Source organism: Streptomyces sp. NPDC042371, assembly GCF_056437465.1.
The window spans coordinates 455,414-473,857 of the sequence record NZ_JBWKAP010000003.1; the positions used below are offsets into that span (position 1 = coordinate 455,414).

Sequence of the window (18,444 nt, forward strand, 5' to 3'; positions counted from 1 at the left end):
GACTTGCGGGATGCTTCACGGGGGCGGTTCGAGGGGCCTCTGTCCGAGGACGTCCCCCCTGCCGCGCCGGTTCCTCCCGTCACGGTTCAATCGCCGCAACAGCGCATCCGCGTCGGCGTGTTCAGGATCCCACGTCAAGCACTTCCCGAGGGCCTCAATGGCCTCATCCCGCTCCCCGCGCCGGTCCAGCTCCACGGCGTGCCGGTAGGTGCGCTCGGCGAGCAGTCCCCGCACCCGAACATTCGTCGGATCGTGGTTGTACGCACAGTTGAGCCACTCCTCCGCGGCGGCGAAGTGCTCGGGCGCCATGTCCGCCATCGCGGCCGCGCAGTGCACGTCGATCATCGCGTCCAGCATGTCGGCGCCGGTGGGCCTGGTCGCCGCGTCCTGCCAGGCGATGTGCGCGGCCTGCACGGCGTGGTCGTACCGGCCGAGCGAGAGGAGGGCGCGGGCGCGGGTGATCTGGCGCCGCGACGTGTAGTCGAACGCGGGAGAGGGGGCGGTCCCTGCCGTGGCGGACGGCATGGGGTCGGGCGAAGGGGGATGCGCAGGTGCGGGGAGAGCCGGTGGTGAAGGCAGCGGTGGTGGTGAGGGGCGGTGGTTCAGGGCGTCCAGTAGCTCCTGCGCCTCGGTGATGATCCCGCGCAGCAGCGCGGCCGCCTCCTTCTCCCGCCCCTGCCGTACGAGCCGCCGCGCCTCCTCCACATCCCGGGCGCCCGGCCCCACGCCCCGCACCGCACCCGCGTCCCGCGGATCCCCATGAGCACCGGCCTCCCGCACACCCCCCTGCTCCGGCCCCCGTTCCTCCACTCCCCGCCCCTCCGCGCCCACCAGCGTCGCCGTGAGCGGAGGCGCGTCGGAGAGGGTGTCCTGGGCGGCGGTGGCCGGTTCCAGCGGGCCCTCCTCCAAGGCCGCCGGGCCGGAGGACGCAGCACCGCCCGCCAGTCGCACCGCGTGCTTCAGGGCGCCCAGCGCGAGGAGCTCGGGCGGTGCCTGCACGCTCTCCCTGCCGAGTGTGGCGACCCGCGAACGCACCTGTTCCATCCGGGTGTTGCCGCCCACGAGCAGCAGCGTGTCGACGTCCGTCGGCGTCATCCCCGACTGGTCGAGCAGGGCCCGTGCCCGGTCGAGCGTGCGCCCCACGTGCCGCTCCAGATACGCGTCCAGGTCGGGCCGCGCGAACCGCACCCACAGCGCGGGCCCGGCCCCCAGCTCCAGATCGAGCACCGCCGCCTCCGGGCCACCCGGTGACCCGAGCGCCTCCCGCGCCTCCTGCCCCCGCGCCCGAAGGCCCTGCCACACGGCCGCGTCGACCCCGTGCACCGAACCCGCGCCACGGTGTCTGCGCAGCAGCCGCACCGCCGACGACAGCGCCTCCGCGTCGAACGCCCGGCCTCCCGACGTCGCCCCGCCCTCGTAGCCGAGCGAGCGGAAGTGCCCGCGCACGCTGCGGATCAGGCCGATCTCGAACCCCTCGTACCCCATGCCGTAGACCAGGCACGTACCGCTGTCCCGCTCCGTCATGTGGCCGATGACCGCGGCCATGGAGTCGCTGACGAGCCGCGTCGGGTCCAGGCCCGCCTCGCGCGCCGCGTCCCGCAGCGCCGCCCGCTGGGCCGAGCCGAAGCGCGCGGGCACGCTGATCACCGTCTGTGCCACCCGGCCGGGCGCCGCCGCCTCCACCCGCTCCCGCACCGACCGCAGCAGCCGCACCACGACTTGGTCCGCGTCCACCGGCTTGCTGCCGATGTGCACCGGACGCCCGCTGCCCAGACGGCTCTTGAGGCTCGGGAAGGTCACCGGCAGTTCGCCCACGTCGGCCTGCTCGCACAGCAGCCACGGGCCGTCGCCCCACTCCGCCTCGAGGCGCCGCCCCGGCCGGTCCGGCAGTGCGTAGAGCGCACGGATGCCCGTGGCGCCGAAGTCGATGCCGAGGCTGACGGGGGCCGCCGCCCCCCGCGCGGGGCGCGCCTGTGTCATCCGCCCGCCGTCTCTTCGGCGAAGCGGAGGATGCCTTCGTAGTCGGGCCGGTCGGGGAGCATCGGCACGGCCCGCTCGGACTGGGCGACCGCCACCAGGTTCACCAGGTTGCGCGCCTGCTGGGCGCGTCCGACGGTGTTGCCCTGCCGGTGCGCCTGCTTCACGAACTCGACCGCTTCGTTGATCCGCCGGACCGTCTCCGGCGGCGCGCCCTCCGAGGCGAGCTCGGCCTGCCGGAACTGGCTCGCGAGACCGCACTGCCGGTACATGTCGTCGAGCAGCAGTTCGGTGAGGCGCTTGTACTCGCCGCTGTCGCCCATCGTGGCCGCCCGCTGCGCCTGCTCGATGTCGCGGCGCACCTTCATCGCCTGCAGGGGCTCGATGTAGGGCCCGTACCGCTTCAGGAAGTTGTCGGCCTCCCGCTCGGCGTAACCCAGCTGTTCGCGCAGCGCCGCGCTGTCGAGGACCTCGACGGGCTCGGGCGGCGGCGTGCGCGGTTTCTCCCGGTTGGGGGTCGCCTCCAGGACCATGTCCGTGCCGCGCACGGAGATCTTCACCGTGATGATCCGGTCCGCGGAGTAGTTGAAGGAGACGTCCACTTGGCGGTTGATCTCGATCTCCTGCGGCAGCTCGAACTCGACGACGCCCTGCTCGTGGTTCTCGCTCGCCACCTTGCTGTCGCCCTCGTAGACCGGCACGCGGATGCGGCGGCTGTCGGTGGCGTGGAAGGTGCGCTGGCGCGGCTCGGAGAGCGGGTAGGGGGAGCCCGCCTCGATGATCTCGACGAACACGTCGCGCTGGCTGCCCTTGATCGCCGCGATGCCCATCGCCATCGGCGTCGACTCGTACAGCCCCGTGTCGCCCTTGGAGCGCCCGTCGGCGAGGCTGCGGCCGCAGTCCGCGCAGGCGTCCGCCCCGTACTCGTTGACCTTGGCGCACTCCGGGTCCGAGCACTCCACACCGCGCAGCGTCTCGGCGAGCACGCCCGCGCCGAAGGCGACGCACTCCATGGGGTTGATGTTCCTGCGGACCTTCTCCGCGCCGAAGAACGCCTCGACCGCCTCGTACACGGGGCGGGTGAGGGTGCCGCCGCCCACCAGCAGGACGTCGGAGATGTCGTCCGTGGAGAGTTCGTAGCGGGCCAGGGACTCCTGGACCAGGATCATCGTCCTGGCCACCAGCGGCGCGATCATCCCCTGGAACTCGCTGCGGGTCAGCTTCATCTCGACGTCGAGCACGCCGTTCTCGCTGCGGTACGCGGCCGGGATCACGATGTACGTCTCCGGCATGTCGTTCAGCTCGCGCTTGGCGCGCTCGGCGGCCTTCTTCGCCTGGAACAGGAACGCCTTGTCGCCCGCCGGGTCCACATGGTGCTCCTCGCGCATCCACGCGATGATCCGCTCCACGATCGCCAGGTCGAAGTCGTCCCCGCCCAGCCAGATGTCACCGGCGGCCCGCAGGACCTGGAACTGGCTCCTGCCCTCCCGGTCCTTGACCGCGTTGAGGACCGAGATGTCGAAGGTGCCGCCGCCCAGGTCGTAGACGAGCACCCGGCTGCGGGCGCCGCCCGGCTTGTGCAGGCCGAAGGCGACCGCCGCCGCCGTCGGCTCGTCGACGATCTTCTTGACCACGAGGCCCGCCTTCTCCGCGGCCTCGCGCGTGGCGGCCCGCTGGGCGTCGCGGAAGTAGGCGGGCACGGTGATCACTGCGTGCGTCACGGGCTCGCCGAGGACCCGCGAGGCGTCCCTGACCAGCTTGTCCAGGATGACGCTCGAGATCTCGGCCGGGGTGCGGGCGCGCCCGCCGAGCAGCACGTGGGCGCGCGGGTCCTCGTCGGGCCCCGGCACGATCTCGTAGCTCATCCGGTCGCGCGCCTGCAGCACCGACGCGTCGGCGAAGTCCCGCCCCATCAGGCGCTTCACGGAGACCACGGTCTCCTTGGGCTGTCTGATCGCCCAGTTCAGCGCGTCCTCACCGACCAGTGGCTGGTCCTTGCCGTCGCGGTGTGCGACCCCGACGACGGACGGGGTGAGCCGCTCGCCCTTGCTGTTGGTGAGCACGGCGATGTCCGCGCGGTGCGGATCGTGGGCGGCCACCGCGCTGTTGGTGGTGCCGAGGTCGATGCCGATGGCCTTCATTCCCGCTCCGTCCCTTGCTCAGTGCCGCCGCCGACGGCGACGACCACCCGGGCGGCGCGCAGCACTTGCCCCCGGTATCGATACCCGCGCTGCAGAATCTCAACGACCTCGTCGCCGTCCGTTCCGGGCGGTGCGGTGCGGACGGCCTCGATGTGGTGCGTGGCCGGTTCGGCCCGCTCGCCTACCTGCCCGACGCGTTCGAGCCCTTCCTCGGCCAGGTCCCTCTCCAGCTGCCCGGCGATCAGTGCCAGGCTCCTGCGATACGTGTCCACATCGCCCGCCGCGCCCTCGGCGAGGAGCCGGTCGAAGGAGTCGAGGGCGTCGGCGCAGCGCAGCAACAGCCGTTCGGTGAGCGCCCGGTGGACGGAGTCGCGGGCGGCCAGGGCGCGGGCGTGCTCGTAGGCGAGCCGGGCCGTCGGGTCAGACATCGAACCGGATCAGGTCGGTCAGGCCGGTCAGGTCGGTCAGGTCGTCCGGGCGCGCGTCGGTCCGGGTGAGCGGGTCGGGAGCCGCGGCGAGCGCGCGGTCGATCTCCTCAATGGCCAGGGGGAGTTCGGCGGCCAGGTCCACGTCGTAGTGCAGCAGGTCGACGAGGAGGCGGCGGCGTACGCCCCGCAGCTCGTCCCACGCCTGCTGGGTGACCGGCGTCATCAGATGCCGGGCGAGCAGTTCGAAGGACACCTCCTGCATGTCCTTGTGGGACGTCCAGGGGGTGACACCGGCCGGGGCGAGCAGCTCGTAGGGAGAGGGCCGGGCGGGCCCGGCGGTTCCTGCCCCGTTCGCGGAAGGGTCCTTGATCATGCGACGCTGCCTCCTTCTTCGTTCTGGAGGGCCTTGGCCCCGGGGGTGAGTTCGGCGAGCCAGCGGTTGACCGCGCCGAGCAGGGCCTGTCTGATCCGGCTGTCGGTGGGCTCCGCGCGGGTGGCGCGGATCAGGTGGTGCAGCGCCCACAGGATGTCGCCGCCGCGCAGCGCCTGCTCCGCCCGGCGCGTCAACTCGGCCGCCCAGGAGGCCAGATCGTCGACGTCGGGCGGGGGCTCCTGGCCGTCGCTGCGGATCAGGTCGCCCATGCCCGCGACGCCGAGGTGCCGGGTGAGGAGCTTCTCCATCTCGTCGAGGGCCTCGCCGAGCGTCTCGCGGTACCGGTGCGTCAGCGCCTGGCCCAGGCCCACGTCGAGGAGGTCGAGCGCCTCGTGGAGCAGTTTCAGGCGCGCGGGGACCTCGTACGTCCGCTCGTCGAGGGTGAACACGAAGGCCCGCGCGAGGTTGTCGCGGGCGTGGCTCGACTCTGGGTTGAGGGTCAGGGCCCGGCGCAGGTCGGCCTCCGCGCCGTACATGTCGGAGCGCATGCCGTGCTTGGTGCGGGTGTAGCCGCGCCACACGCCGCGCATGGAGAGCAGCGCGGAGAGCTTCGCGTTGAGCTGGCTGAGCAGCTCGCGGTCGAGCGGGTGCAGCACGGCGAGCACGGACTCGACGAGCGTGACGGCCTCGTCGAGGCAGCCGCCGAGCTGGACGCCCTCCTCGTCGGTGAGCGCCTCGACGCGGCCGAGTACGGTGCGGATCACGGCCTTCTTGGAGCGGGCCTGCATCCCGGCGTTCCTGGACACCTTCACCAGCTCGTCCCACTGGGCCAGGGCCTCGTCGAGTCCGCCGTCGCCGCGTGTGAGGGCCGTCCTGGCGAGCGCGAGCCGGACGTGCACCGACAGCTCGACGCCGTCCTGGAGGAGCCGGGCGTGGCGCCTTGGGAGGCGTACGTACGCGGGGTTGCGCCGCAGGAAGTCCTGGCAGAGGGCGCACTCCTGGGTGTGCGCCGCCTGCGCCGCGGGCCCGGTGCAGTCGTCCGGCAGGGTGGTCAGGGTGGGGAAGACCGGCAGCGAGCGCAGCGCCGCCTCGAACTTCCGCACCTCGGAGAGCGCGAAGCTCCGCGCCAGCTCCGAGAAGGCCCAGCGCAGCTCCCGTACCGCGTACTCACCGGGGTCCTTGCCCTGCTGGGCGGCGGAGTCGAGACCGGCGGCGAGCTCGGCCAGCGGCTCCTGAAGGCACAGCAGCCGCAGATAGCGCGGCCCGCACGCCAGCGTGCCGCCCGAGCCCGGCACGGACGGCAGGCCGCCCACGTCCTTCAGGACGCGCGCGCCGCCCAGCTCGGACTCCAGGAGGGCGACCAACGCCTGGTAGGCGGCAGCCTGTTGGGGCCTGTCCTGCTCGGTGTGCCGCTGGTCGTAGGCGGCCAGCTGCCCGAAGAGGTGCTGGCTCAGCTCCCAGCGCAGCGACACCATGTCGTCGTGCGTCAGATCGCGTTCGTAGGCGGTCGCCCGCTCGGCGCGCCAGCCGTCCCAGTACTCGTCGTCGCTGAGCAGCGTCGCCCAGTACGCGAGCGCCGACTCCCAGGCGTGCACCGCGTGTTCCCACGCCCCGCTCTGCTCCAGCTCCTGAGCCTGCCACAGCCGGGCCACGGCGAGCCCGTGCACCACGGCCATGTCGCCGGGCGCCTCCTTGAGACGCCGCTCCCACTCCGCGGCGGCGGCCTCCCGGTCCCGCGCGAGGAGGAGCAGCAGCGGCGCGTCCTGCGGGGAGCGTTCGCACAGCGCGTCGAGGAGGCCGGGCCCCTCGTCCGGCGAGAGCCCGGCGAGGGCGTCGCGCAGGGCGGCGGGGGAGTGCCAGCGGTAGAGCAGCGCGTCCAGCTGCAGGCGCCGCCCCGGCAGCCGCAGCCGCTCCAGGGCGACCCGCTCGTGCCACGACATGGTGCCGCGTTCGAGGAGCGCGTACGAGGCGTTCTTGACCACGTCCATGGAGGCGCCGGGGTCGACACCGGCGTCGCGCAGGGCGAGGTAGGGGAAGGTCTGGTCCCGCACCGCGAAGGGGTCGGCGACCAGGGGCGCGCCGGTCAGTCCGTCCGCCCAGGGGAGCAGCCCGATGAGCCGCCGCAGCCTGCGGCACCGCACGTCGGCCCGGTCCAGGGCGCCGCCCGCCCTCTCGTACGCGGCCACGGCGGCGCTCCACCGCCCCGCCGCCTCCAGCAACCTGCCCTCCGCGTACGCGAGATGGGCGTCGGCGTCCCGGTGGCCCGTGCACTGCCGGAAGGCGTCGGCGGCCCGCTGCCACTCTTGGTGCGCGTCGGCGAGGCGGCCGCGTGCGTACGCGGCGACGGCGGGCGCGTCACGGGTCGTTCCGAGCGCGTCGGCCTCGGCGGCGACACCGGCCCAGTCCCCCTCGGCCTCGGCGGCCCGCACGCGCGCGTACCGCCCGCGTCCGGCGGCGTCCACGCCCCGCACGTCCTCCCGCTCCAGGGCCTCGTACGTCTCGACGACGGTCCGCCACGCCTCGGCCCCGACGGCGGCGTCCTCGGCGAGCCGCGCCCGTACGTAGCGCAGCCGCGCGGCGACGTCCGCCCAGCCGTCGTCCATCGACTCGTAGACATCGCACGCCTCTTGCCACCGCTCACCCAGCTCGTGGGTGCGGGCGAGGGCGTAGCGGTAGAGGTGGGCGGCTTCGTGACCGGGGGCTTCGGGGTCGTCGGACGGCGCCGGGGTGCCCTCGGGGAACGCCCGCCCGTAGATCTCGCACGCCGCGCCCCAGTCGTCGCCCTCCTCCGCCCGCCGCCCCTCGGCCTTGCGGCGGAGCGCGGCCACCGCGCCCTCGCGTGCCGCGCCCGGCACGCCGGTGAGGAGGCTGAGGACCGCCGCCCAGTCGCCGCGCAGATCGGCGGCCACGCGTGCGCGTGCGTAGAGGCGCCGGACACCGACCTCGCCGTCCGCGTAGCCGTCGGGCAGTCGGCCGAACCCGTCGATGACGCCGTTCCACTCGCCCCGCGCGTCGGCGGCCCGCCCCCGCGCGTACAGGACCCGCTCGGGCACGTCGGAGAGCTCGGACGGCAGCCTGCCGAACCGCACGAGCGCTTCGTCCCACTGCTCCTGCGCCTGACAGAGGCGCCCCTGGGCGTACGCGCAGAGATCCCCCGCATCGGCGGGCACATCCGCCTCAGGCCCAGGCACCCCGTCGTCACGCTCGCCTCCCGCGCACTGCCCGAACGCCTTCGCCGCCAGGGCCCAGTCGCCCGCGGAAGCCGCCAACTGGCCCTCCGCGTAGCGCCGGAGGGGGCTTACCGCGCGAAAGGCGTCCGGGAGCGGGGCCAGGTGGGTGAGTGCGGTCGACCAGTCGCCGGACTCCGTCGTGGTCAGGGCCGCCTCGTACACGCGCTGGCGCAGGTCGCTCAGCCACGGTTCCGTGTCCCAGCCCTGCGCGGCCGCGGCCGACAGGTCCGTCAGGGCCTCGGCATGGCGGCCTGTTTCCGCCGCGCCGCGGCCCCGCGCGTAGAGGAGGCGGACCGCGCTGTCGAGGAAGCCGTCCGCCGCGGCGTACCCCTCGACCGCCGCGCCCCACGCGCCCGCCGCGTCCGCGGCCCGTCCCGCGCAGTACACGCCCCAGGCGTGGCGGTCGGGCCCGGCCTGCGCGAAGGCGTCCCGCGCCGCCGCCCACTCGCCGCACTCCGCGGCCGCACGCCCGCGCGCGTACGCCGCCCGCCCCGCCGCGTCGTCGAGGTCCGCGCACGCCGCGTACGCCGCCTCGGCACCCCGCCAGTCCTCGTGCGCCTCGGCGGCCCGGCCCGCCACGAAGGAGGACCACGCCGTGGCCGTGCCGTGACCGGGGCGCAGCGCCAGGACCGCGGCATAGCCGTCGGCCGCCGTGCTCCAGTCGCCCGCGAGACGGGCCTGCTCGGCGTCCTCGCAGACCCGGGCCACATGTAGCTCGTCCCGTGCCGCAGCGAGCCGCTCCGTGACGTCCCGCAGGCCGCCGGGCCGGGCGGCGAGCACCTCCTCGTAGCGGCCGATGGCCACCGCCCAGTCCGCTGCGGCCTCCGCGGCGCGCGCCTCCTCGACGAGCGAGACGAGCCGCCGGAGCCCGGCGACCTCCGCGGCCAGCGCGCCGGGCGCGGGCCCCGGAAGGAGCCCGCGCACCACGTCGAGCTGCGCCTCGGCGCCCACCGCGTCCCGCTCACCGGCGAGCAGCGCGCACAGCTTCTCCAGCTCGGGCCAGGCCAGCTCGAACGCCGCCTCGGCCCGCATCCGGCGCTGCTCGTCGGCGTAACTCTGCGTCGGCGTCCGCAGGATCCGCTGCACCTGCGCCCAGTGCCCCAGATCGCGCTGGTAGCGTGCCGCGCCGATCAGGACCGAGGAGTCGACGTGGCCGACGGGGCTCTGGAAGGTCCGCAGCGCGTCCTCGCCCTCGCGCAGCGGATCCGCCACCCGGTTCTTGTCACCGTCCACGAACGCGTCGTCGCGCACCTCGCGCGCCTTGAACAGCCAGCCCTGCCTGCACCCCTCGTGCAGGAACAGCGCGGGCGTCGCCCACTCCACGGCCGTGTGCTCCGGCTGGTGCGAGATGGACAGACGGGCCGCGGCCATCGCCTCGTCGACGGTCTTGTTGGCCGTGATGCCCTTCAGGAGTTCGGGGCCGAACGCGCCCGCCGACACGTCGCTCACCCGTCCCCGCATCGCCACCACGGCGGGCACCCCGCCGCCGATCAGGGCCTGCGCGAGCCCGGAGAAGGGTTCGAGGTGCGAACTGTCCGCGCCGGAGCACAGGTTGAGGGCGACGAACCTGAGCCGCTGCGCCTTGAGGAGCAGCGCGCCGAGCACATCCGCGGGCACCCGGTCGATGCCGCCGCTCTCCGTCTCCAGGGCCACCACGCCCTTGCCGATCTCCTGGTCGTACGATCCGTGCGCGATCACCAGGACGGCCGTGGGCAGTTCGGAGTGCCTGCCGAGCTCGGCCTCCAGGTCCGCGCGGGTCGCCCGCTCCAGCACGGTGGTCTGGACGGCCATGTCGGACAGGTCCTGGCGGATCGTGGCCACCTCCGCGGCGGTCCGCAGCGGCTGCATACCGCGGGGCGACGCGCACACCACCAGGAGCCGGATCACGCTCGGCTCGTCCCCCGGTTCCGGCATCCGCCGGCCCAGGGGCCCGCCCGCCAGCGAACGTGCCAGCGAGTAGCCGTGGCTGAGGGCGAGCGACTGCTGCGGGCTGCCGGGCGGCGCGCAGAGCGACTCCAGGGGGAGGTCGCGCAGCTCGGGCGGCAGGTCGAAGCGGAGCCGCAGCCCGCGCGAGGGACGCATCTCCTGGGCGCGGTCGAGCGCGGTGGCGACACACGCGCCGACGTGCCCGCCGACCGCGTCCTCACCGGACCCGTCCGCGCCGTCGCCCGCCGCCGGTCCCGCGTCGCCGAACAGCAGCCGGAAGACGCCGCGCCCGAGCACCCGCAGCTGGGCCACCGTGTGCTGCTCGCCCATCGGCGCGAGCCCGAGCTCCGCCGCGATCAGCCGCTCCCACTGCTCCCGGAACGCCGCGGGCTCCCCGTCGACCGCCATGATCCGGGCCGCGCACGCGGGTCCGTTGGCGGTCACGAGATAGCGGGACCCGCCGACGCGGCGGACCCGGATGCGCAGTTCCTCGTAGCCGAGCACAGGCGTCACTGCTCGCTCTCGTCGGGCTGCCACATGATGTGGTCGAGGTCGGCGACGACGGCTACCCGCAGCTCTTCCAGGTCGGGGTCGTCGGGGAAGTGAACCAGTGCCGCGGTGAGTTGGTCGACGGCCTCGCGCAGGGTCGCCCGTGCGCCCGACAGGCTGCCGGAGCTCCAGCGGGCCAGGGCGAGCCCGCGCAGCACGATGCCGAGGCTGACCTGCGCCCGCAGCAGATGCGGATTCAGGGCCACGGAGCGGCGCAGGTCGGCGGCGGGCTGGTCGAGGAGCGCCTCCTCGTCGTTGGCCACGGAGATCCCGCGGTCGGCGAGGACGCGCGCCAACTGGCCCTCCAGGCGGGCGCGTGCGTTGGCACCGATCACCGAGCGCGTCGCGTCGAGCGTGGCGACGGCGAGGCTCAGCCGCCCGTCGTGGTGCGCCGCCCGCGCCGCGCCGAGGGCCATGTCGACGATGGCGGTCTGCGTCTCGCGGTACCGGTCGAGTTCCCTGCTGTGTACCAACGCCCGGCGCCAGTACGCGGCGGCCGCGCCGAAGTCGGGCCGGGCCGAGGTCATTTCGGACCGGCCCATGTGCAGGCGCGCCTCCAGGGCGAGGCCGCGCGCGTCGAGGGAGAGCCTGAGGTGCTTGTGCGGCACCCCGGCGTACCCGGGGTTCAGCTCGTCGAAGCGCCCGCACGCCGGTTCGCACACGGCCGCCGCCCCGGGCCCGCCCCGCGCCCGGCACCCGGGGCAGCGCAGCTCGGAGAGGGCGGCCAGCGCGTCCGACGCCTTGTCCTGCCCCAACAGGAGCTGGGCGAAGCCGAGTTCGGAGAACGCGTAGGTGAGGGAGGCGTACAAGCCCGGGGCGGCGGTGGTGGAGGCGTACGCGGACGGCTGGGCCCGCGCGGCGGTGAAGGACTCCTCCAGCGCGACGGCGAAGGCGCCGAACTCCGCCGACCTGCCGAGCTCCGCGATGCGCAGTGGCCCGCAGAACAGCGGCGCCCCGACGCCCCCTGCGGACGGAAAGCCGCCGACGGCCGCGAGCAGCTGCGCGGCGTCGGCCTCGCGCTGGAGCAGCGGCCCGGGGGCCACACGGGTGCCCGCCTCGTCATCGTCGGGCATGTGCCGTTCGAGCACCTCGCGCAGCCCGGCGCGCAGGGCGGGCACGAGGGAGGGGTCGACGGCGACGCCGTACCGCCGGGCGGCGCCGGTCAGGACGTGCTCCCAGAACCCGGCGTCGTGCAGCACCGCGGCCCAGGCGGCGACGCACCGCTCCCACGGCGAACCACCGGGCTCCTGCGTCGAGTTGAGAAGGCACACCGCGAGCGCGTGGGTGACCCGGTGGTCGGCGGGGTCGTGCCGCACGGCGTCCCCGAGGAGTGCCACGGCGGCCGCCCGCCGCCCACCGCGCACCAGCGCCACGGCGTACAGCGGGGCGGCGGGCCAGGGCTCCTGGTCGAGCCCGCGCGCGGCGGCGGTCAGCTCGCCCGCCCGCTCCCAGTCCGCGCCGCCCCCCGGCCCGGAGTCCGCAAGCGAGGCGAGGGCCGCCCTGCGCAGCCGCAGCGCCACCTCGCGCGCGGAACGGCCGGAGAGCGCGGCGTCGAGCCAGCGGGCCTCGTCGTCCAGGGGGCTGATCTGGGCCGCGGCCCGCAGGTCGCTGAGGGCGGCGTCCGGGTCGCCCGCCCGGGCGTGCACGTAGGCGCGCTGGACGAGGCTGCGGCCGTGCGGGACCGCGCAGGCGAGGGAGGCGGTGAGGTGGCGCTCGGCCGCCGCGAGGTCCCCGCGGTGCGCGGCCGCGCAGCCCAGCCAGTGCAACGGACCCGCCGCCGCCGGGCGCAGCGCGCGCGCCCGCTCGAACTCGGCCTCCGCGCCCTCGGTCTCCCCGCGGGCGAGCCGCACCCGCCCCGCTCCGGTCCACGCCCGCGCGGCGACCCGCGCCACGCCCTCCGCGTCGGGCCCGCCCCCGGTGTCCCCGGCCGCGCCGCCCGGGGCGTCCGCCCCCACGAGATCGAGCGCCTTCGTGAAGTGGTTCTCCGCGGCGGCGGTGTCGCCCCTCGTCAGGGCCGACTCGCCCTCGGCGCAGGCCTGTTCGGCGTGGGAAAGCTCGGTCTTCGTGGTCTGCGCGGTCACAGTCGGCCCCCGATCCCGGTCCGCGGCGGCCGGGTCAGCCTGCGGCCTCGTCAAGGACCGAACGCCAGCGACTCCGGTCACGGTCGTAGTGCAGCGGGCCCACCGCGAACTCCGTCAGGTCCAGCGCGGTGAGCCTTTCGTACGCCTCGGCGGGAAGGTCGGGCTCCAGGACGATGCCGAGGCCGGTGGCCGCGTCCTGCAGCACGATCGGCCGGGCCCCGCGAGCCTCGCCCGGTGTGCCGGGGGCGGATGACGCGGGGTGCGCCGTCTTCCGTACGACCCCCTTGAACGCGTTGTACGCGTCCTTGACGGCCTCCGCCCCGAGGCCGGTGAGGAACGCCTGGAGCGGCAGCGAGGCCAGCACGATCCAGGGGATGTCGGCGGCGCCGCGGTGGTCGACGGTGTGCCGGACGCGGACCGGTGGGGCGCCGAGCCCGCCGAACACGGCGACCAGCTCGCTGCGGAGTTCTTCGGGGACCTCGCGGTCCAGGAGCAGCTCCGCTCGCAGCGGCGCATCGGTCATGGACGTGCTTCCTTCCGAGGGCGTGGACGGAAGCCTAGAGGCGTGGACCGTGCGCAGGCGGGGAAACGCGTGATTCGGTGCGACCGGCCGCCCGGGTGTGCGGGGCCGGTGCCGGTGGGGACGGCCCGGGGCGTCGTCCCTTACCTTCGCATGCCCTCGCCACGCATCGAAGTGCGCCCGGTTCACGCGATGGTGCGATCATCGGCCGCCGCACGGATGCCGGTGGAGGGCCCCGGGTAGAGCCGGGCACATGACGCAGCCGTTCGAACTCCCGCACTTCTACATGCCGTACGCCGCGAGGCTCAACCCGCACCTGGAGGAGGCCCGCGCGCACTCCGCGCGGTGGGCCCGCGACATGGGCATGCTGGAAGGTTCCGGCATCTGGGACCGGAGCGACCTCGACGCGCACGACTACGGCCTGTTGTGCGCGTACACCCACCCCGACTGCGACGGCCCCGCGCTGTCGCTGATCACCGACTGGTACGTGTGGGTGTTCTTCTTCGACGACCACTTCCTGGACATGTACAAACGCACCCAGGACAGGTCGGCGGGCAAGGCCCACCTGGACCGTCTGCCCTTCTTCATGCCGATGGACCTCTCCGCCGAGCTGCCCGAGCCGCGGAACCCGGTCGAGGCGGGCCTCGCCGATCTGTGGGCGCGCACGGTGCCCGCGATGTCCAAGGACTGGCGCCGCCGCTTCGCGGAATCGACGGAACACCTGCTCAACGAGTCGATGTGGGAGCTCTCCAACATCAACGAAGGGCGGATCGCCAACCCCGTCGAGTACATCGAGATGCGCCGCAAGGTCGGCGGCGCCCCCTGGTCGGCGGGCCTCATCGAGTACGCGACGGCGGAAGTGCCCGCGGCGGTCGCCGGAACGAGGCCGCTGCGCGTGCTCATGGAGACGTTCTCCGACGCCGTCCACCTGCGCAACGACCTCTTCTCGTACCAGCGCGAGGTCCAGGAGGAGGGCGAGCTCAGCAACGGAGTGCTCGTTCTGGAGACCTTCTTCGACTGCACGACCCAGGAGGCGGCCGACACCGTCAACGACGTCCTGACCTCACGCCTGCACCAGTTCGAGCACACGGCGGCCACCGAAGTGCCCGCCGTCGCCCTGGAGAAGGGCCTCACCCCGCCGGAGGTCGCGGCGGTCGCCGCGTACACACAGGGACTCCAGGACTGGCAGTCCGGCGGCCACGAATGGCATCTGCGCTCCAGCAGGTACATGAACGAGGGCGCGCTCGACAGCTCGCCGCTCGCCGGGCCCACCGGCATCGGGACCTCGGGCACCGACATGGCCGCGCTGCTCGCCGCCGCGGGGGCGGAGCGGCTGCGCTCCTTCACCCACGTGCCCTTCCAGAAGGTGGGGCCCTCCCTGGTCCCCGACCCGTGCATGCCGTACCCGCTGCGGCTCAACCCGGGACTCGACACCGCGCGGCAGCGGCTCACCGGGTGGTCGCACGCGATCGGCATCCTGGAGGAGGGCATCTGGGACGAGGACAAGCTCCACGCGTACGACCTGGCGCTGTGCTCGGCGGGCCTCGATCCGGACGGCACCCTGGAGGCACTCGACCTCAGCTCCCAGTGGCTCGCCTGGGGCACCTACGCCGACGACTACTACCCCGTCGTCTTCGGCCGCACCCGTGACCTGGCCGCCGCGAAGCTCTGCACCGAACGCCTCTCCGCCTGCATGAACCTCACGGACGAGCCGGTGCCGGTGCCCGCGAACGCCATGGAGCGAGGCCTCGTCGACCTGTGGACGCGCACCGTCCGCGACCTGCCCGACGAGCAGCGCAGGACGCTGCGGGACGCCGTGGACGTCATGACGGAGAGCTGGGTGTGGGAGGTCTTCAACCAGCTCCACCACCGCATCCCCGACCCGGTCGACTACCTGGAGATGCGCCGCGCCACGTTCGGCTCCGACCTGACCATGAGCCTGTGCCGGATGGGCCGCGGCCCATCCGTGCCGCCCGAGATCTACCGCAGCGGTCCCGTCCGCTCCCTGGAGAACGCCGCCGTCGACTACGCCATGCTCTGGAACGACATCTTCTCGTACCAGAAGGAGATCGAGTACGAGGGCGAGATCCACAACGGCATCCTCGTCGTGCAGAACTTCTTCGGCTGCGACTACCCGGCGGCGCTGCGCGTCGTCCACGACCTGACGACGCAGCGCCTGCGGCAGTTCGAGCACGTCATCGCGCACGAATTGCCCACTCTGTACGAGGACTTCGCACTGTCGCGGAAGGCACGCGCGGCGATGGACGGCTATGTCGCGGACCTGCGGAACTGGATGGTGGGGGTGTTGCACTGGCATCAGGCATGTCGGCGGTACGGCGCGGAGGATCTGGCGGGGCGCGCGCACGGCTTCGTGCCCGACCGGGTGCCGAGGGTGCCCTCGATCGCCGGTCCGCGCTGACCCGGCGCGACCCCCTTCGGATGGTTTCATCCGGAATGCAGGATTCGTGGAACTTCGGTGGTGCGCCAGGAGTCTTCTGAAGTGAAGGCGGCCTACGAGCGGCCGCGCAACGGGGGATGGACACGGGGGTGTTCGATCTTGACCGACATCATTGAGCGCATCACTGAGAAGCTGACGGGCGACGAGGCGGCAGCGAAGGGCGGGGCGACCGCCGACGGTGAACTGGTGCCTTTCGTGGCGCCGTTGACCGTCCCGCCCGTCCTGCGGCCCGATCCCGCGGACGGAAGCGAAGAGACCGAGATCGCGCTGCGGCCCACGTGGGTGCGTCTGCACCCGCAGCTCCCGCCGACCCTGATGTGGGGGTATGAGGGCTCGGTGCCCGGCCCCACCATCGAGGTGCGGCGCGGCCGCCGGATCCGCATCGCCTGGACCAACCGCATTCCGCAGGGCGAGTATCCCGTCACGGCCGTCGAGGTCCCGCTGGGCGACCCGCAGAAGGACCCGCCGCCCAGCACCGAGCCGGGCCGCGCGGGCGTCGAGCCGAACAAGGACGTGGCGGCGCTGCCCGCCTGGTCGGTGACGCACCTGCACGGCGCGCAGACGGGCGGCGGCAACGACGGCTGGGCGGACAACGCCGTGGGATTCGGCGACGCCCAGCTCTCCGAGTATCCGAACGACCACCAGGCCGTCCAGTGGTGGTATCACGACCACGCCATGAACATCACCCGGTGGAACGTGATGGCGGGGCTGTACGGCACGTACCTCGTCCGGGACGACGAGGAGGACGCGCTCCAACTGCCCTGCGGCGAGCGGGAGATCCCGCTGCTCATCGCCGACAGGAACCTGGACACGGACGAGGGCGACGACCGGTTGAACGGCCGCCTCCTGCACAAGACCACCATCATCGAACCGAAGAACGCGGAGACGGGCAAGCCGGTCTCCCTGCCCTTCTCGGGCCCCTACACCACGGTCAACGGCCGCATCTGGCCGTACGCCGACGTGGACCCGGCCTGGTACCGCTTCCGCCTGGTCAACGCGTCGAACGCGCGCATCTACGACCTGGTCCTGGTCGACGAGGACAACAACCCCGTGCGGGGCGTCCTGCACCAGATCGGCAGCGACGGCGGGCTCCTGCCGCGCCCCGTGCCGGTCGACTTCGAAGGGGCCCTGCCGACGCTCACCGTCGCCCCGGCCGAGCGCATGGACCTCCTCATCGACTTCCGGGAGCTGGCCGGGCAGCGGCTGCGTCTGGTCAACAAGGGCCGCGGCCAGCCGCCCGGCGTGCCCGACGTGGCGAACGACGTGCGCTATCCGCAGGTCATGGAGTTCCGGGTGGGCGAGTGCGCCGATCCGGACACCTTCGAACTGCCGGAGATCCTCTCGGGCTCCTTCCGCCCGCTCTCGCACGACATCGCGCACGGCCACCGGCTGATCGTGCTGACCCCGCCCGCCACCAAGGGCGGTGGCGGCCACCCGGAGATCTGGGAGATGGCCGAGGTCGAGGAGCCCGGCGACATCCAGGTGCCGACCGAGGGGATCATCCAGCTACGCGGGCCCGACGGCAAGGTCAAGACGTACCGCCGGATCGCCCGCACGTTCAACGACGGTCTAGGCATCACCATCGCCGAGGGCAGCCACGAGCAGTGGAGCTTCCTGAACCTCGCCGTGAACCCGCCGGTGGTCCACCCGATGCACATCCACCTGGCGGACTTCCAGCTCCTCGGCAGGGACGCCTTCGACGTCTCGGGCTTCGACGTCACGATCGGCGGCACCCGCACACCGGTCGCCGCCGACCCACAGCGGCCCGTCCCGCTCGCGCCCAACGAGCGCGGCTGGAAGGACGTCTTCCGGGTGCCCGGCGGCCAGATGCTGCGCGTCATGGGCAAGTTCGACGGGGCGTACGGCCGCTTCATGTACCACTGCCACTTCCTGGAGCACGAGGACATGGGCATGATGCGGCCCTTCGTAGTGATGCCCAAGGAGGCCCTGAAGTTCGACCACGGGGCGGGTCACGGCGGCGGCCACGGCGGCCACGAGGGCTAGCCGGTCACGCCCGCGCGGCGGACGGCGGCTCGCGCCAGGGCCCGCACGATCGGGTGCGGCCGCGAGCCGTCGCCGGCCAGCTCGGGCTGGAAGAGGGAGGCCAGGAAGAAGGGGTGGCCGGGGAGTTCGGCCAGCCGCACCTGGCCCTCCTCGTCCTCGCCGGAGAAGCGCAGCCCGTGGGCCCGCAGCGTGTCGAGGTGGGCGCTGGGGCCGTACGAGCAGTGGTAGCGCTCGACCGACGTGCGGGCGCCCACGACGGACTCGGCGAGCGAGCCCGCCGCGATGGTCACCGTGCCCTCGTGGCCGACCAGCGAGCAGGCCAGCGGTGTGAGGAGCAGATCGTCGGCGTCGGGGTCGTTCTCGGCGTGGGCGACATCGGTCAGGCCGCACACGTTCCGTGCGTACTCCAGGAGCGTGTGCTGGAAGCCGCCGCAGGTGCCGAGGAAGGGCACGCCGTCCTCGCGCGCCGTACGGATCGCGGCGAGCGCCCCGGCCTCGCTGCGGTAGGGGCTGCCCGGCACCACCCACACGGCGTCGAAGCCGCGCACGGCGTCCGGCTCCCCGGCGTCCTCGGTCGGGATCCAGTACGCGTCGAGGACGAGGCGGTCCCGGGTGGCGAGGGCGTCAAGGAGGAGCGGGATCCGGGTGTGGGAGATGACGTTCGGCGAGCGGTCGCCGACGAGGGCGATGCGGGCGGCCCGGGGGGTGGGGGCGTTCGGGACTGTGGTCATGCCGAGCATCCTGGGCGCGCTCCCCA

The 18,444-nt window shown here is 73.7% G+C and carries 10 protein-coding genes; 2 read left to right on the forward strand and 8 right to left on the reverse strand.

The annotated features are described in order from the left end of the window. Positions 1–15: 15 nt before the first annotated feature. Genes AC068B_RS11570 through AC068B_RS11600 form a run of 7 tightly spaced genes read right to left on the reverse strand, consistent with a single transcriptional unit; the run spans position 16 to position 13,228 of the window. A complete protein-coding gene (locus AC068B_RS11570; protein WP_478670809.1) occupies positions 16–1,980 on the reverse strand; it encodes an Hsp70 family protein in 1,965 nt (654 codons plus the stop codon). After that, positions 1,977–4,118: an Hsp70 family protein gene (locus tag AC068B_RS11575; protein WP_478670811.1), complete on the reverse strand. Its 2,142-nt coding sequence runs from the start codon at positions 4,116–4,118 to the stop codon at positions 1,977–1,979. The genes AC068B_RS11570 and AC068B_RS11575 overlap by 4 nt, the downstream gene beginning before the upstream one ends. Further along, positions 4,115–4,546: a nucleotide exchange factor GrpE gene (locus tag AC068B_RS11580; RefSeq protein ID WP_478670813.1), complete on the reverse strand. Its 432-nt coding sequence runs from the start codon at positions 4,544–4,546 to the stop codon at positions 4,115–4,117. Before AC068B_RS11580 ends, AC068B_RS11575 begins: the two co-directional genes overlap by 4 nt. Beyond that, positions 4,539–4,919, reverse strand: coding sequence for a hypothetical protein (locus tag AC068B_RS11585; protein ID WP_478670814.1), 381 nt, complete (start codon positions 4,917–4,919; stop codon positions 4,539–4,541). The genes AC068B_RS11580 and AC068B_RS11585 overlap by 8 nt, the downstream gene beginning before the upstream one ends. Next, positions 4,916–10,588, reverse strand: coding sequence for a CHAT domain-containing protein (locus AC068B_RS11590; protein ID WP_478670816.1), 5,673 nt, complete (start codon positions 10,586–10,588; stop codon positions 4,916–4,918). Before AC068B_RS11590 ends, AC068B_RS11585 begins: the two co-directional genes overlap by 4 nt. After that, on the reverse strand, positions 10,585–12,705 hold the full coding sequence (locus AC068B_RS11595) for a hypothetical protein (RefSeq protein ID WP_478670817.1): 2,121 nt from the start codon (positions 12,703–12,705) through the stop codon (positions 10,585–10,587). Before AC068B_RS11595 ends, AC068B_RS11590 begins: the two co-directional genes overlap by 4 nt. Before the next feature lie 34 nt (positions 12,706–12,739). Next, entirely contained in the window at positions 12,740–13,228 is a 489-nt protein-coding gene (locus AC068B_RS11600) for a hypothetical protein (RefSeq protein WP_478670818.1), read from the reverse strand. Between the two features lie 250 nt (positions 13,229–13,478). Between AC068B_RS11600 and cyc2 the strand changes: the two genes are divergently transcribed. Further along, positions 13,479–15,644, forward strand: a complete 2,166-nt coding sequence (gene cyc2, locus AC068B_RS11605) for a germacradienol/geosmin synthase Cyc2 (RefSeq protein WP_478670820.1) — start codon at positions 13,479–13,481, stop codon at positions 15,642–15,644. Between the two features lie 138 nt (positions 15,645–15,782). Beyond that, positions 15,783–17,687, forward strand: coding sequence for an O-aminophenol oxidase PhsA (phsA, locus tag AC068B_RS11610; RefSeq protein ID WP_478670822.1), 1,905 nt, complete (start codon positions 15,783–15,785; stop codon positions 17,685–17,687). On the opposite strand, the gene AC068B_RS11615 is transcribed toward phsA, so the two are convergent. Then, a complete protein-coding gene (locus tag AC068B_RS11615; protein WP_478670823.1) occupies positions 17,684–18,418 on the reverse strand; it encodes a CTP synthase C-terminal region-related (seleno)protein in 735 nt (244 codons plus the stop codon). The two genes, phsA and AC068B_RS11615, sit on opposite strands and share 4 nt — an antisense overlap. Positions 18,419–18,444: the final 26 nt, after the last annotated feature.

Excerpts from the sequence above, each read along its gene's own strand:
- AC068B_RS11570 (WP_478670809.1), bottom strand. The coding sequence starts at position 1,980 with ATGACACAGGCGCGCCCCGCGCGGGGGGCGGCGGCCCCCGTCAGCCTC.
- AC068B_RS11575 (WP_478670811.1), bottom strand. The coding sequence starts at position 4,118 with ATGAAGGCCATCGGCATCGACCTCGGCACCACCAACAGCGCGGTGGCC.
- AC068B_RS11580 (WP_478670813.1), bottom strand. The coding sequence starts at position 4,546 with ATGTCTGACCCGACGGCCCGGCTCGCCTACGAGCACGCCCGCGCCCTG.
- AC068B_RS11585 (WP_478670814.1), bottom strand. The coding sequence starts at position 4,919 with ATGATCAAGGACCCTTCCGCGAACGGGGCAGGAACCGCCGGGCCCGCC.
- AC068B_RS11600 (WP_478670818.1), bottom strand. The coding sequence starts at position 13,228 with ATGACCGATGCGCCGCTGCGAGCGGAGCTGCTCCTGGACCGCGAGGTC.
- cyc2 (WP_478670820.1), top strand. The coding sequence starts at position 13,479 with ATGACGCAGCCGTTCGAACTCCCGCACTTCTACATGCCGTACGCCGCG.
- AC068B_RS11615 (WP_478670823.1), bottom strand. The coding sequence starts at position 18,418 with ATGACCACAGTCCCGAACGCCCCCACCCCCCGGGCCGCCCGCATCGCC.